Origin of the sequence: Mesorhizobium sp. B2-5-11, assembly GCF_006440835.1 — a bacterium.
Lineage (GTDB): Bacteria > Pseudomonadota > Alphaproteobacteria > Rhizobiales > Rhizobiaceae > Mesorhizobium.
The window spans coordinates 612,909-627,513 of the sequence record NZ_VFUK01000001.1 but is presented as its reverse complement, the minus strand read 5'-3'; the positions used below and the strand labels follow the sequence as shown (position 1 = coordinate 627,513).

Annotated in this window: 12 protein-coding genes and 1 pseudogene; 6 read left to right on the top strand and 7 right to left on the bottom strand. The window is 64.3% G+C overall.

The window, feature by feature from the left end; genetic code table 11:
* Positions 1-241 precede the first annotated feature (241 nt).
* On the top strand, positions 242-1,753 hold the full coding sequence (locus tag FJ490_RS03155) for a peptidase S10 (RefSeq protein WP_140728189.1): 1,512 nt from the start codon (positions 242-244) through the stop codon (positions 1,751-1,753).
* A 153-nt stretch (positions 1,754-1,906) separates the two neighbouring features.
* On the opposite strand, the gene FJ490_RS03150 is transcribed toward FJ490_RS03155, so the two are convergent.
* Both FJ490_RS03150 and FJ490_RS03145 read right to left on the bottom strand, forming a co-directional pair.
* The gene (locus FJ490_RS03150; protein WP_140728188.1) at positions 1,907-2,794 is read right to left on the bottom strand and encodes a glutathione S-transferase family protein; all 888 of its coding nucleotides are present in this window, start codon (positions 2,792-2,794) and stop codon (positions 1,907-1,909) included.
* A gap of 27 nt (positions 2,795-2,821) precedes the next feature.
* A complete protein-coding gene (locus FJ490_RS03145; RefSeq protein ID WP_140494493.1) occupies positions 2,822-3,403 on the bottom strand; it encodes a VOC family protein in 582 nt (193 codons plus the stop codon).
* 323 nt (positions 3,404-3,726) lie between these two features.
* Here FJ490_RS03145 and FJ490_RS03140 point away from each other — a divergent pair, with 323 nt between their 5' ends.
* Together FJ490_RS03140 and FJ490_RS03135 are read left to right on the top strand one after the other, a co-directional pair.
* Positions 3,727-4,614, top strand: a complete 888-nt coding sequence (locus tag FJ490_RS03140) for a DMT family transporter (protein WP_140728187.1) — start codon at positions 3,727-3,729, stop codon at positions 4,612-4,614.
* Positions 4,615-4,669: 55 nt separating this feature from the next.
* A complete protein-coding gene (locus FJ490_RS03135) occupies positions 4,670-5,572 on the top strand; it encodes a DMT family transporter (protein WP_140728186.1) in 903 nt (300 codons plus the stop codon).
* 168 nt (positions 5,573-5,740) lie between these two features.
* Here FJ490_RS03135 and FJ490_RS03130 read toward each other — a convergent pair whose 3' ends face one another.
* Positions 5,741-6,604 (bottom strand): LysR substrate-binding domain-containing protein, encoded by an 864-nt coding sequence (locus tag FJ490_RS03130; protein WP_140728185.1) that lies wholly within the window; start codon positions 6,602-6,604, stop codon positions 5,741-5,743.
* Positions 6,605-6,717: 113 nt separating this feature from the next.
* Here FJ490_RS03130 and FJ490_RS03125 point away from each other — a divergent pair.
* Together FJ490_RS03125 and FJ490_RS03120 are read left to right on the top strand one after the other, a co-directional pair.
* Positions 6,718-7,125 (top strand): annotated as a pseudogene (locus tag FJ490_RS03125) (4-oxalocrotonate tautomerase family protein).
* 135 nt (positions 7,126-7,260) lie between these two features.
* The gene (locus tag FJ490_RS03120) at positions 7,261-9,483 is read left to right on the top strand and encodes an AMP-binding protein (protein WP_140728184.1); all 2,223 of its coding nucleotides are present in this window, start codon (positions 7,261-7,263) and stop codon (positions 9,481-9,483) included.
* A 119-nt stretch (positions 9,484-9,602) separates the two neighbouring features.
* Here FJ490_RS03120 and FJ490_RS03115 read toward each other — a convergent pair whose 3' ends face one another.
* Both FJ490_RS03115 and FJ490_RS03110 read right to left on the bottom strand, forming a co-directional pair.
* Positions 9,603-10,421, bottom strand: a complete 819-nt coding sequence (locus FJ490_RS03115) for a phosphatidylcholine/phosphatidylserine synthase (RefSeq protein WP_140494505.1) — start codon at positions 10,419-10,421, stop codon at positions 9,603-9,605.
* Positions 10,422-10,424: 3 nt separating this feature from the next.
* Positions 10,425-11,123, bottom strand: a complete 699-nt coding sequence (locus tag FJ490_RS03110) for a phosphatidylserine decarboxylase (RefSeq protein WP_140494507.1) — start codon at positions 11,121-11,123, stop codon at positions 10,425-10,427.
* Between the two features lie 210 nt (positions 11,124-11,333).
* Here FJ490_RS03110 and FJ490_RS03105 point away from each other — a divergent pair, with 210 nt between their 5' ends.
* Complete coding sequence (locus tag FJ490_RS03105) at positions 11,334-12,215, top strand: SMP-30/gluconolactonase/LRE family protein (protein WP_140728183.1); 882 nt, start codon at positions 11,334-11,336, stop codon at positions 12,213-12,215.
* 31 nt (positions 12,216-12,246) lie between these two features.
* Here FJ490_RS03105 and FJ490_RS03100 read toward each other — a convergent pair whose 3' ends face one another.
* Entirely contained in the window at positions 12,247-14,130 is a 1,884-nt protein-coding gene (locus FJ490_RS03100) for an ABC transporter ATP-binding protein/permease (protein ID WP_140494512.1), read from the bottom strand.
* Between the two features lie 25 nt (positions 14,131-14,155).
* A complete protein-coding gene (locus FJ490_RS03095) occupies positions 14,156-14,503 on the bottom strand; it encodes a metalloregulator ArsR/SmtB family transcription factor (RefSeq protein ID WP_140494514.1) in 348 nt (115 codons plus the stop codon).
* Positions 14,504-14,605 lie beyond the last annotated feature (102 nt).

Genomic DNA, 14,605 nt, shown 5'->3' with positions numbered 1-14,605 from the left:
AGGGTGAAGGCCGCTATGGTACATTTCTGGTTATGGTGCTGAGTTGCGCCACGGACCCGCCGTACAGGCGGTTTTTTTCATTCAATGCTCTCTCAATAGCGCGCCGAGAAGGCTTGCACGGAACCGTTGACCCGGATTCGTTGCCTGATGGCAGGCGATCCGTCTTCAGCCGGACGAGCCTTTCCTTTGACTTCGATCGCATCGGCCATAGCTATGCGACAAGCGTTCTCGCGGAGGCGTCATGCCGTTCAAGTTGAAACTGATCTCTCTCATCCTGCTGGTGCTTGCTGCCTTCGCACAGCCTGTCCTGGCTGAAACGCCGGAGAGGCCGGCACCGACCGGCGGTGTGCTGTCGCTGCTGCCGCCGCCGCAGGTCACCAGCCATTCGATCACGGTTGCCGGACGCAAGCTGGAGTATCAGGCCGAGGCCGGCACGCTGTCGCTGCTTTCAGGCAAGGCCGACGTCACGGCGGAGATCTTTTATGTCGCCTATACGCTGCGGCCACCGGCCGACGCGGCAAAAACGGCACCACGCCCCATTACCTTCGTCTTCAATGGCGGCCCCGGGGCGGCTTCCGCCTATCTGCATCTCGGTGCGCTCGGTCCGCGCATCATCACGACCGGAGCCGATGGCGAATTCCTGCCGCCACCGCAAAAGATCGTCGACAATCCAGACAGCTGGCTCGACATGACCGACCTCGTCTTTGTCGATCCGGTCGGCACCGGCTACAGCCGCGAGGCTCCCGGGCAGAACACCCACGATTTCTGGGGCGTCAACCAGGACGCCAGCTCGATCGGCGCCTTCATCCGGCTCTATCTGGCGCAGAACGGCCGCAGCGGCTCGCCGCTTTTCCTTGCCGGGGAAAGCTATGGCGGGTTTCGCGCGGCACTGCTGGCCAGGACTTTGCAGGAAGATGTCGGCCTTAGCCCGAGCGGCATCGTGCTGATCTCGCCGGCGCTGGAATTCATGCTGGTGCAACCCGACGAATTCGAGCCGCTGCACTGGGCTCTCGAACTCCCCTCGCTGGCTTCGGTGCGGCTCAGTGCCGACGGCGTTACCGGCGAGGCGCTGCGGGCGCAGTTGGCCGCGGTCGAGCGCTATGCGCTTGGCGACTACCTCACGGCGCTGGCCAGCGGGCTGGAGCAAGGCGGGCGGCTGGCGAGCCAGCGGGTGGCCGAGATCACCGGCCTGCCCCTCGACCTCGTGCAGCGGAATTTCGCGCGTATACCGACCAGCCTTTTCGCGAGGGAGTTTGCCCGCTCGAAAAGCAAGGTGCTCAGCCCCTATGACGCCATGATCGGCACGGCCGACATCGCTCCTGATAGCGCTCGCACCGCCGGACCCGATCCTGTGCTCGACCGCAGCGTTCCAGCATTGACCTCGGCTTTTGTCGGCTATGCCCGCGACGAATTGAACTACCACACCGATGTCAGCTACCGGCTGCTCAATGGCGAGATCAGCCGCAATTGGGACTACGGCACATCGCGGCAGGGCTATGCCGGCGTGATGAACGATCTGCAGCGGGCGCGCTCGCTCAATCCCGCGCTCGGCGTCGTCATCGTCAACGGCTACACCGACCTCGTCACGCCCTATCTGGCATCTCGCTATCTGGTGAACCAGGTACCGACGCTCGCCGGTGCAAAGCCCATCCGCGTCGATGTGCTGGACGGAGGACACATGATGTATTTCAGGCCGGACGGAAGGCGGGCGCTCAAGGCAGCGGCGGCGGAGCTTTACCAAGCGACGCAGTAAGCGTCGCTTGGTAGCACCGGAGTGACGGGCAGTCCGCGATACGCTGGCGGGACAGTTCGCTCCTCTGTCCTCCAGGCAAAGGAGCCGCGAAGGACATCGCAGTTCATCTTGGCCGCCGGCTGCCTTCAACCGGCCTGCGGCGCCGAAGCGATCTCACACCCGTGGCTGTGACTTCACATGGGCAATGTAGCCGCGCACGTCGCTGGCCGGGTCTGCATAGGCCTTGCCGAGCTTCTTCTCCATCGCGGCCATGTAGTCGCTGGCCCATTCGGGCAGGGCATAGTCGATGACGGCGAGAAATTCGAGTGTCGCCGCCAGGCGGATATCGGCGATAGACGGGTTCTTGCCTCCAATGAAGGGCTTGCCGTCCCTGAAGAAGGAGTGGAACACCTCCAGCGGTTCGGAGATGGCTGCGATCGCCGCCTTCTGCGCCTCGGCCTTCCTGTCGGGATGAGCGTCGCTGTGGCCGACCTCTCCGGCATATTGCGGGAAACCGAGCGCCGGATAGGTGGCGCGCGCCACATAGGGATAGAGCGTACCGATCAGGTAGAACATGGCGCTGTCGATCATCGCCCGCTTGGCAGGCGCCTTGGGGTAGAATTTCTCCAGCCCGTGCTTGTTGGCGAGATACTGCATGATGGCGCAGCTTTCCCAAAGCACCCCGCGCGGCAGGCCCCTGTCCTCGATCATCGGGGTCAGATGGGCCGGGTTGCGCGCCATGAATTCGGGCGAACGCGTGCTGCCCCAGGCGTCGGCCTCGGCATGGTCCAGCCCGGCGGCGCGGGCAAACACCCGAACCGTCATGTTGTTGACGCTGGGCTTCAGCATGCTGATCATCAGGGCGGGGTTCTTCGCCGATTTCCCCTTGGTCCTGGACGCGGTTTTGCCGGCGGTTGCTGCTTTTGACGCCGCCTTGGCCGAAGGCTTTGCCGATATTTTTGGCGCCGGCTTGGTTGAAGCTTTTGCTGCTGGTTTTGCCATAGCCTTTGGTGTGCCCTTAGCTGCCGGCTTCCTCGCACCCTTCGTCGCTGTCTTTGCCATGTGTTCCTCCCTTTGCTTATTCAAAAATCAATACGGATTGCGCGGCGTCCTGTCGGCCGACAAACTCGCGCGCGAGCGCTCGACCAGCGCCTGGATGGCGTCGGCCAGATGCGCCTCGGCAATGTTGTAGTCGCCACGCGCGACGCGGAGCTTGTGCGCTTCCATCAGCACGTCGGCATGGCTAAAGCCGGCCGGCGGCTCGAAACGGTAGGAAGCAAGTTCGATCAGCAGGCCAAGCGGATCCTCGAAATAGATCGAATCCATGAAACCGCGGTCCTTGACGCCACTGTGCTTGATGGCGCGCTCGTCAAGCCGGGCGACCGCCTGCAGGAAGGTCACGCGCGACACGGCAAAGGCGATGTGGTGGACGCAGCCGGTATCCGTCGGGGTGCGGCGCTTTGCCGGCGTGCGGGTCTCGTCGGTAAAGATGGTGATCAGCCGCCCGTCGCCCGGATCGAAATAGAGATGGCTTTCGGCTGCCTTGTCGAGGTTGGGTTGCTCGAAAATGAAAGGCATGCCCAGCACGCCTTCCCAGAAATCGATCGATGTCTGGCGACCGGCGCCGACCAGCGTGATGTGATGGACGCCTTGCGATTGCAGTTTCTGCATTGCGTTCTCCCCCTGATGTCGGCGTTTCGATATCCGTAAGTGCCAGCTGTCAGGCCCACCGCGCATGATGCGAATGGCGTCTCTTATGCGAGCGCTGGCTTCCTGATCCGCGCCGTTCCCTTGGCTCGCCGAACCTTACGCGCCGGCTTTGTGAGACGATGCTAAACCAATCAGTCGCGCCGCGCCAGAAGCCGCATCGGGATCGGCCCTGCCCCAACGCAAGCACGGCGCTGGAGCAGCGCCATGCAAGGTTTCGCCCCTATAGCTGGCGGGAGCGGAGCCGACAGGGGCCGGAGCCGTTTTCACACAAGGCCGCTTGTCGCATGGCCGATGTCGCCATTCTCGAAACACGCGAAAGGGTTCTCGCCGGTATCCTCCTGACCGGCGCCGCCTATTTGCTTTTTTCGACGCAGGACGCTTCGATCAAGCTGCTGGTAGCCGGCATGAGCGTCTGGCAGATCCTGTTCTTCCGCAGCATCACCATACTGACCGCCTGCGCGGCGATCGGCGGACGGCATCTCTATGCGGAGACGGCGCGGTCGCCGATCGTGTGGCCGATGCTGTTGCGCAGCGTCTTCACCCTGGCGGCGTGGCTTTGTTATTACAATGCCGCGCGCAGCCTGCAGCTCGCCGAACTGACCACCGTCTATTACGCGGCCCCGATCATCGTCACCGTGCTTTCGGTGGTGATGCTTGGCGAAAAAGTGCCAATGCTGCGCTGGCTGGCGGTGGCAATCGGCTTCGCCGGCGTCTTCGTCGCCTGTGACCCTGCCCATCTCGGGCTGTCCGTGCCGGTGCTGCTGGTGCTGGCCGCCGCTTTCCTGTGGGGCATCGCCATCGTGCTGTTGCGCAAGACAGCACTTGCCGAGCGCTCGATGATCCAGCTCATGCTCAACAATTTCTATTTCCTGATATTCTCGGCGGTGCCCGCGCTGCTCTGGTGGAAGATACCCGGCTGGAGCGAACTGCTTCTGCTTGCCAGCGTCGGCGCGCTCGGCGGCTTGGCGCAGTATCTTCTCTTCGAAGGCATGAAACGGACGCCGGCCTCGATCATCGCGCCGCTGGAATACACTTCGCTGTTGTGGGCCTTCGCGCTCGGCTTCGCCATCTGGGGCGACGTGCCGCGTCGCGAAGTGTTTTTCGGCGCTGCTCTCATCATCACCGCAGGGCTCCTGATCGTCGGCGGCGAGCATTTCCGCAAACGGCTGTGACGGGCCAGACTGCTGACACTACGATGTCAGGACAGAACCACGTAAATTGGCTTTCATGACCGATGTAGCAGCCGCCACCGACACCGCAGAACGGACACTTGGCATCATCCTGGTGTCGTCGTCGGCGGCGGTGTTCGGATTGACCGGCGTGCTGACCAAATCGATCCATGCCGATCCGCTGACCATCACCTGCTGGCGCGGTTTCGTCGGCTCGATCCTGATCAGCCTTTATGTGCTGTGGCGCCGCCACCGCTCCGGCAACCGCGAAACGCTGCGGCTCGGCTGGCGCGGCTGGCTGCTGGCGGTGGAAGGCGCGCTGGCCAGCATCGCCTTCATCTGCGCCTTCAAATTCACCTTCGTCGCCAATGTCACGGTCATCTACGCGACGTCGCCTTTCATTGCCGCGCTGCTTGCCTTCCTGCTGGTGCGCGAGCCCTTCCGCCTGCAGACGATGTTAGCCGCCGCCCTCTCGCTTTGCGGCGTCGCGGTCATGGTCTGGTCGAGCTTCGGCACAGGCAATCTGTTCGGAGACGGGCTGGCGCTGCTGATGACGATCGGCAGCGCGCTCTACATGATCATGGTGCGCGCCTTCCGCGACACGCCGGCGGTCTGGGCAGGCGCGGTCTCGGCCCTGCTGTTGTTCATACTCGGCTGGTTCGTCACCGACCCGCTTGCCGTCTCGGCAAGGGATGCCGTGCTGCTCGTTGCCTTCGGCTCGAGCTTTGCGCTCTCCTCGATCCTGTGGACGGAAGGCGCGCGGCTCATCCCGGCGGCTGAATCCGGCCTGCTCGGCTCTGCCGAAGTGCCGTTCGCGATCCTGTTTGCGTTCCTTTTCCTGGCCGAGATACCGCCCATGGCCAGCATGATCGGCGGCGCGATCGTGCTTTGCGCGGTCTTTGCCCATGCCGGCCGCGACTGGCTGTCGGCAAAGCCGCAACAAGCGCCAGGGCCGTTGTGAAAGCCGAGCCAAAAAAAATTTGCGCAGTCACGGAACCATCATCCCGTTCAGGCATTGTTGAGCCGACGGACCACCCCCCGAGTCCCCCCAAACCCCTCGGTCCGTCCTACTCCAAGCCGACCGCAAGGTCGGCTTTTTCTTTGGCCCGCGCGGGACGACAGGCGGCCGTCAGCCAAAAAGTCCTGGCACAGCCAGGCCGGTGCCGAGCAGTGCGGCCAGATCCCGCGCCGGGTTCTCGGCATCGGCGCGCAGCCGGATGGCGAATTCGGCAACGGGCACGGGCGGCAGGTCGAACGTGCGCGGTGCTTCGACGATGCCGGAATGGGCAAAGCGCGCGGTGCGCAGCGTCAGCGCAATGCCGGCCTTGACCGCCGTGCGCAGGCCGGCCAAGCTCGCGCTGCTGGCCGCGATGCGATAGCGCCGGCCGGCCGAATCGAGCGCCGAGATCGCCGCTTCGCGGAAGCCGCAATGCGGATCGAGCAGCGCAAGCGGCAATTCGTCCTGTCGCGCAGCCAGCCCTTTTTGCGAACAGAGCCACATCATCGGCTCGCGCAACATGCCGATTTCGTCCGGCGTCGCCGCCTGCCGCATAACGACCGCCAGATCCAGGCTACCGCCCTGAAGGGCTTGCGCCAGCTCGGCGGAGCGGCCGACGCGCAGCTCGATCCTGACACGCGGATGGCTTTCGGCGAAAGCACGCAATAGATCGGGCAAGCCGCTGTCGGCGAAATCCTGCGTCGTGCCGATCGCGATGCGTCCGTCGGCCTTTGCGCCCTTCAGGCCGAGCCAGGCTTCACGATGCGCTGCAAGGATACGCCGGGCATGGCCGACAAGCTCCTCACCGGTCGGCGTCAGGCTGCGGCCCCTGCCCTGCGGTGCCAGCAGCGGTTCGTCGACAGCCTCTTCCAGCCGCTGCATCTGCGCCGTCACAGCCGACGGTGAACGGCCGACGATAGAGGCCGCCTGCGCCAGCGAGCCGCCGTCGGCGAAGGCGAGGAATGTCCTCAAGAGGTCGGGATCGAGCGTTTTCATAATTCGATATTATCGAAGTATTCTCTGAAAACAATTCGATTTTCATGTTTCCTGGTTGGTGACAGAGTTGCGTCATCGGCTGACTGAGGCCGCCAGAACCAAGGAGAAGGACAATGCCCATCATCAACGTCAGCGTCACCGGGAAGCCCGACGCGACGCTGTCCGCCAGGATCGCCAAGGAGGCGACCGAACTCACCGCCACGCACCTTCGCAAGGATCCGACCATAACGGCGGTTGCCGTCTCTTATCTCGATCCGTAGCACTGGTTCGCCGGCGGCACGTCGCTGGCCGAGCATGGGACCAATACGTTCTGGCTCGACATCAAGGTGGTCGACAGCACCAACACCAAGCTCGAGTTGGAAGCCTATCTCAAGGCGATCTTCGCCGCCTTCGGGCGCCTGCTCGGGTCCGTGCACGAAGAAAGCTACGCCTTCGTCCACGAAGTGCCGGCCGCCGCCTACGGTTTTGGCGGCAAAACGCAGGAATTCCGCTTCATCAGCGGGAGACTGAAGGCGGCGTAAAGGATGCCGCTTTTGCCTTCCCTTCGTGAGAGGCGGCAAGAGGCCCTTGCGCATTGACCTTGCCCGCACATCGTCTAGGTTCTTGCCGAAGCGGCCGCAGAGCCGAGGTGCAAGGAACGTTGGGAGAGACGCGGCATGATCCTGACACTGGCGCTGCTTGCGGGTCTGGTCGTGGCCTGGCTGCTGATCGGGGTAGTGGAAAAGTTCCGCCTCGGCCTGAGCTTTGCCCAGGCGCTGCTCTACGTGCCGTTCAAGCTCGCCTACCGGATCAGCGACAGCCGCATCGCAATCGCGCGCGATGCGGCGGCGCCAGTCATCTATGTCATCTCACATCAGTCGCACTTCGAACCGGCGCTGATGCTGTCGCTGCTGCCTGACGACACGCTGCACATCCTCGACGGAGCCTCGGCCAGGGCGCCATGGCTGGAGCCGTGGCGCGAGCTTGGCCGCACCATCGCCTTCAACGCCGAACACGTCTTCGTCAGCCGCAGGCTGGTGCGCGTGCTGAAGGGCAAGGGCCGGCTTGCCGTCTACCTGCCGGACGCGGTCGAGCCCGACGTCAAGTCGTTCCGGCTGTTTCGCGCTGTCACCCGCATCGCCATGCAGGCCGATGCCCGCATCGTGCCGATCTTCGTCGGCGGCGCCCGCGACCTTCCGGTCTCGTTGACGCCGGCCAGCATCGTGCCCCGGCGCTGGTTCCCGCGCCTGTCGATCAGCGCATTGGAACCAATGACCATCGCCGAGCTGGTGGCGCGCATTCCCGAGCAGGCCTCGAACACCAACGCGCTGTTCGACCGCTTCGCCGAGGCGCGCTTCGCAGCCGCCGATCTCGATCGCGGCCTGTTCTTGGCCATGCGTGATGCCGCAACCAGGGTCGGCGCATCCCATCCGATCATCGAGGACGTCGTCTCGGGCGCGCTCAGCTATCGAAAACTGTTCATCGGCGCGCGCGTGCTGGGCAGGCGTTTCGAGGCGGTGACGGCGCCCGGCGAAGCGGTCGGCCTGCTCCTGCCCAACGCCAATGGCGTGGTGCTGTCCCTGGTCGGGCTGCTCTCGGCCGGTCGGGTGGCCGCGATGATCAACTACACCGCGGGTCCGGCCAGCGTCACCGCCGCCATCCGCACGGCGGTGATCCGCACGGTCGTCTCCTCCCGCGCCTTCATCGAGAAGGCCGACCTCGGCGATATCGTCGCGGCGGTCGAAAAGGGCGGCGCGAAATTTCTCTGGCTGGAGAATACACGCGCAAGCGTGACGGCGCTGGAGAAGCTTACCGCCGCCTTGCTGTGGCGCTGGCCGCTGCAGCGTCAGGACGCAGCCAAACCCGCGGTAATCCTGTTCACCTCCGGTTCGGAAGGCACGCCGAAGGCGGTGGTGCTGTCGCACAAGAATCTTTACGCCAACGCAATGCAGGCGGAAGCCCGTATCACCATCTCGCCGGCCGATATCCTGCTCAACGTATTGCCTGTGTTCCACTCCTTCGGGCTGACGGGCGGCACCATCCTGCCGCTGGTTACAGGCGTAAAGCTGTTCCTCTACCCCTCGCCTCTCCACTACAAGATCATCCCCGAGATCGCCCGTAAGGTGAAGCCGACGGTCATGTTCGGCACCGACACTTTCCTCGCCAATTACGCGCGCACCGCCAAGGACGGCGATTTTTCCAGCCTGCGCTTCGTCGTCGCCGGCGCCGAAGCGGTGAAGCCGGAAACCCGCCGCACCTATCGGGAGCGTTTCCAGGCCGAGATCATCGAAGGCTTTGGGCTGACCGAGGCCGCGCCCGTGGTTGCCGTCAACACCGCCATCCATAGCCGCGACGGCACCGTCGGGCGGCTGCTGCCGGCCATCCGCATGAAGCTCGAACCCGTCGACGGCATCGATGGCGCCGGCCGTCTGTGGCTCGACGGCCCGAATATGATGATGGGCTACATGACCGCCGACCGACCGGGCGAATTGCAGCGGCTCGAGGGTTGGCACGACACCGGCGACATCGTCTCGGTCGACCGCGAGGGCTTCATCACCATTCGCGGCCGGGCCAAGCGTTTCGCCAAGATCGCCGGCGAGATGGTGTCGCTGGGTGCGGTCGAGATGCTGGTGCAGTCGCTGTGGCCGGAAGAGCGCCATGCCGCCGTGGCGGTGCCCGACAAACGGCGCGGCGAGCGCATCGTGCTGGTGACCACCGCCGACGATGCGAGTGCCGAGGAACTGCGCCAATTCGGCAAGAAGGCCGGGGCGGCCGAACTGATGGTGCCCAACGACATCGTCAAGGTGGAAGAGATCCCGGCGCTGGGCTCGGGCAAGACCGACTACGTGTCGGCCCGCAGACTGGCCATCGATCGTCTGGGGCTGAGTGCGGCGGCGTAGGCGAACGGCCTGAAGGGTCGTCTCGCCTAAATCGCAGGCCCGGGCGCAAAGCGCTGGCCTTCAAATGCACCCTCTGTCGCCTTCGGCGACATCCCCGCCTTCAAAGAGGGATAACAGCGTTATCCTATATCCGAAGGCGGCACCTGCTCGCCTTCCAGCCTGGCGCGCTTCGAATAGGCACGCACGCTGAAGGGCAGGAAGAGGAGATAACCGGCGACGGAGGCCGTCAGCGTGTACCAGGGATAGGTCATCAAGAGCAGGATGTAGAGCACGACCCCCAGGATGACCGGCAATACCTTGTCACCCGGCACCTTGACGCTCTTACCCGAATAGACCGGCAAACGGCTGACCAGCAGGAAGGCGACCAGTACGGTGAAGCCGGTGGCGATGAAGGCGGCCGGGCGGCCGGGCTCCAGCCCAAGCCGCAGGAAATACAGATAAAGCGGCAGCATCACCAGCACGGCGCCCGCCGGCGCCGGTACCCCAACGAAATATTCGGTCTGCCATGCCGGCCGCTCGGCCTTTTCCTCGTCAAGAACATTGAAGCGGGCGAGCCGCATGCCGCAGGCGATGGTGAACAAAAGGGCGGCAATCCAGCCCGGCGATCCCGCGCGGTCGAGCAGGAAAGCGTAAAGCACCAGCGCGGGCGCGACGCCGAAATTGACGATGTCGGCCAGCGAATCCATCTGCGCGCCGAATTTCGACGTTGCCTTCAGCATTCGCGCCAACCGGCCGTCTATGCCGTCGAGGAACGCGGCGAGCAGCACCATGACCACCGCGGGCTCGAAGCGGTTCTCGAAAGCGAAGCGGATGCCGGACAAGCCGGCACAGATGGCGAGCACCGTAACCAGATTGGGCAGCACCATGCGCATCGGGATTTCGCGGATGCGCGGGCCGCCGCTGGCATGCGCCTCGAATTTCTTGAACGGCGCGCCCACCGGTCAGGAGATCCGCACGAGAGGCGTGGCGGCGATACCGCCGAATTCCGCCAGCACCGTTTCGCCGGCGACGGCCGTCTGGCCGACGGCCACCCGTGGGGTCGCCGCCTCCGGCAGGAAGACATCGACGCGCGAACCGAAGCGGATCAGGCCGAAACGCTCGCCGATGGCGATCGAGCCGCCGGTCTCGGCCCAGCAGACGATGCGCCGCGCCACGAGGCCGGCGATCTGCACCGCCGCGACGGTGCCGTTGGGGCTGTCGATGACCAGCCCGTTGCGCTCGTTCTCGGTGCTTGCCTTGTCGAGTTCGGCATTGAGGAATTTTCCGGGCCGATGCTCGATGCGGGAAATCTTGCCGCGCACCGGGGCGCGGTTCACGTGGCAGGAAAAGACGTTCATGAACACCGATATCCGGGTCATTTCGGTATTGCCGAGGCCAAGCTCGCGCGGCGGCACGGCCGGGCCGACCGCCGAGATGACGCCGTCGGCGGGGCTCACCACCAGACGGTCGTCGACCGGCGTCACCCGCTCGGGATCGCGGAAGAAATAGGCGCACCAGGCGGTGAGGATGAGCCCGATCCAGAACAGGATCGAGGAGAAATAGCCGAGGAAAAGCGTGCCCGCGCCGAACGCGGCGATGAACGGATAGCCCTCGCGATGGATCGGTACGAACGCGTTCTTGACCGTATCGACAAGGCTCATGGGATGGGGCAGTCCCTGTTTCAGGTCCGGCCTCAATAACCGAAACACCCTCTGCCCGCAACGCGACAATGGGGGGAAGGGCGCGCAGTAGCCTTTTAGAATTGTCGGCCGCCATGTCGGCAAGCCATACGCTCGCCCGTCCTTGACAGGACAGTGCCCCGCGACGCCTTCGGAACGGTGACGTGGGTCACGCAGCCAAGGAGCTAGCCAATGTCATCCGTTGCCGAGAACGCCAAGATTATCGCCAAGGGCCTCGCTTTCGGGGAATCGCCGCGTTGGCATGAGGGACGCCTGTGGCTCTGCAACTGGGGTACCGGAGAGATCGTCGCCGTGAGCGACGAGGGCAAGAGCAGGGTGATGCTCACCGTGCCAGCGGTCCTGCCCTACTCCATCGACTGGCTGCCGGATGGCAGGTTGCTCGTGATTTCAGGCCGCGAAGGCCTGCTGCTAAGGCAGGAGGTGGATGGCAGGCTCGTCACCCATGCCGATCTGCGCGACCTCTCGAAAAGCCCCTGGAACGAGATCGTCGTCGATGGGCGCGGCAATATCTATGTCAATGGCGGCGGCCCGGCGCCGGCACCCGGCCAGCATTTCGGCCCGGGCACGATCGTGCTGATCACGCCGGACGGGACGGCCAGGCAAGTGGCTGAGAATATCGCGTTTGCCAATGGCATGGCTGTGACCCCGGACAACAGGACGCTGATCATTGCCGAATCCCACTCCAACCGGCTGACCGCCTTCGACATAGCCGCCGACGGCACTCTGGCTAATCGGCGGGTGTGGGCCGATCTCGACGGCTATCCCGATGGCATCTGCCTAGATGCCGAAGGGACGGTCTGGTACGCGGATGTTCCCAACAAGCGCTGTGCGCAGGTACGCGAAGGCGGTGAGCTGCTGCAGACCGTGACCGCCGATCGCGGCTGCTTCGCCTGCATGCTGGGCGGTGTCGACGGCAGGACGCTGTTCATCACCGCAGCCGAGTGGCGCGGCTTCGACCACATGTCGAGCGACGCCCGCACTGGTCAGGTGCTGGGCGTCGCTGTTTCCTCGCCTGGCGCGGGATGGCCGTCTTACATTTCGGTCACACGCTGATTGGCGAAAGCGACGGAGATAGCCAACGCCGCTACGACAGCTCCGACGTGCGCCTGCGCACCACCACACCCAGTTCGTCGCTTTCGCGGGCGATGCGCAGACGCTCCTCGGCTTCGGTCGCCTCGCGCTGGCGGTCCCACATCGAGGCATAAAGCCCGTGCTTGCGCATCAGATCGGCATGTGTGCCGCGTTCGGCGATCTGGCCGTCCTTGAGCACGATGATTTCGTCGGCCGTGATCACCGTGGACAGCCGGTGGGCGATGACGATGGTGGTGCGGCCCCGGCTGACCAGGTCAAGCGCGGCCTGGATCTCCTGTTCGGTATGGCTGTCCAGCGCCGAGGTCGCCTCGTCGAGCATCAGGATCGGCGGCGCCTTGAGGATGGTGCGGGCAATCGCCACGCGCTGCTTCTCGCCGCCGGAAAGCTTCAGCCCGCGCTCGCCGACCATCGAGCGGTAACCCTCGGGCAGCCGCTCGATGAAGGGGCCGATCTGGGCGAGTTCGGCCGCCTTGCGCACCTCCTCCTCGCTGGCGCCGATGCGGCCGTAGCGGATGTTGTAGGCGATGGTGTCGTTGAACAGCACGGTGTCCTGAGGCACCATGCCGATCGCCGCGCGCAGGCTCTCCTGCGTCACCTCCCTGACATCCTGGCCGTCGATCAGCACCTGGCCCGACTGGATGTCGTAGAAGCGGAACAGCAGCCGCGAGATGGTCGACTTGCCCGCGCCCGAAGGACCGACGATGGCGACGGTCTTGCCGGCCGGCACCTCGAAGCTGATGCCTTTCAGGATCTTGCGGTTCGGGTCGTAGGAGAAATGCACGTCACGGAATTCGACCTTGCCGGCCTCGATCGCGAGCGGCCTGGCATCAGATTTGTCGACGATCTCCTGCGGCACGTCGAGCAGGTCGAACATCTGCTCGATATCGGTGAGGCCCTGGCGAATCTCGCGGTAGATGAAGCCGATGAAATTGAGCGGCACCGAGAGCTGCATCAGCATGGCGTTGATGAAGACGAAATCACCGACGGTCTGCGTGCCACGTTGCACTTCGAGCGCGGACATGCACATCACGATGACCGTGCCCAGCCCATAGATGACGCCCTGGCCGAAATTCAGCCAGCCGAGCGACGTCCAGATTCTCGTCGCCGACATCTCGTAGCGCGCCATGGAGCGGTCGAAGCGCTCGGCCTCCATGGCCTCGTTGTTGAAATATTTGACCGTCTCGAAATTGAGCAGAGAGTCGATCGCCTTGGTGTTGGCGTCGGTGTCGCTGTCGTTCATGTCGCGGCGGATCGAAATGCGCCAGTCGCTGGCGCGGACCGTGAACCAGACATAGAGCCAGACGGTGACCGCCACCACGGCTACGTATTTCCAGCCATAGGTGTAGGCGAAGATGCCCGTGGTCAGCGCGAATTCGAGGATGGTCGGCGCCGTGTTGAGCATGATGAAGCGCACGATCGTCTCGATGCCCTTGGTGCCGCGCTCGATAATGCGCGACAAGCCGCCGGTGCGCCGTTCGAGATGGAAGCGCAGGGACAACTGGTGCATGTGGACGAAGGTGCGGAAGGCAAGCTGGCGCACCGCGTACTGTCCGACGCGGGCAAACAGCGCGTCGCGCAACTGGTTGAAGCCGAGTTGCACGAGCCGCACCACATTGTAGGCGACAACCAACATGACTGGGGCGAGCAGGAAGGCGGGCAGCGGCGGCGTCGATCTGCCGTCACCGGCCAAGGCGTCGGTCGCCCATTTGAAGAAATAGGGTCCCGCGACCAATGTCAGCTTGGCAACCACCAGCAGAATTGTCGCCCAGGTGACGCGCGCCCGCAGATCGGCACGATCCGCCGGCCACATATAGGGCCAGAGGTTAAGCAGCGTCTTGAAGGTCGGGGAATCGGCGGAGACGGTTTTTTCGGCCACTTTTCTTGCCTTTTGGGTGAGAGGGTCAGCGGCTGGTCGAGCAGGAAACGACGAGCGCGCTCAGCGAAGCCGACACGCCGGCAAGCGCGGCTTGGTCCACCTCGTAGCGCGAGCGCTGGCGGTCAGGCGCGAAGCGCACCAGCCCCGCCTCGACCAGGATCTTCAGATGCTGCGAGACGGTCGACTGGGCGAGATCGAGATGGTCGACAACGTCCCGACAGCAGCAGAAACCGCTGGCGGACAGGCGTTTCAGGATCTCGATGCGCGCAGGGTGCGAGAGCGCGGCGAAGCGGGCCGCGATGGAGTGGCTGTCGGTGGTGCAAGAGGTTGGCGCGCTCGTCGCGCGGTCCGGTTCAGGCAGGGATTCGGTCATCGTTCATCGGCGATAGACGATGAACGATGACGAGGCAAGCTGGCCGGATGGGGAGATTGCAGGCGGAGGGCTGCGAAGGATCGGCTTCGGAACGGCTTGCAG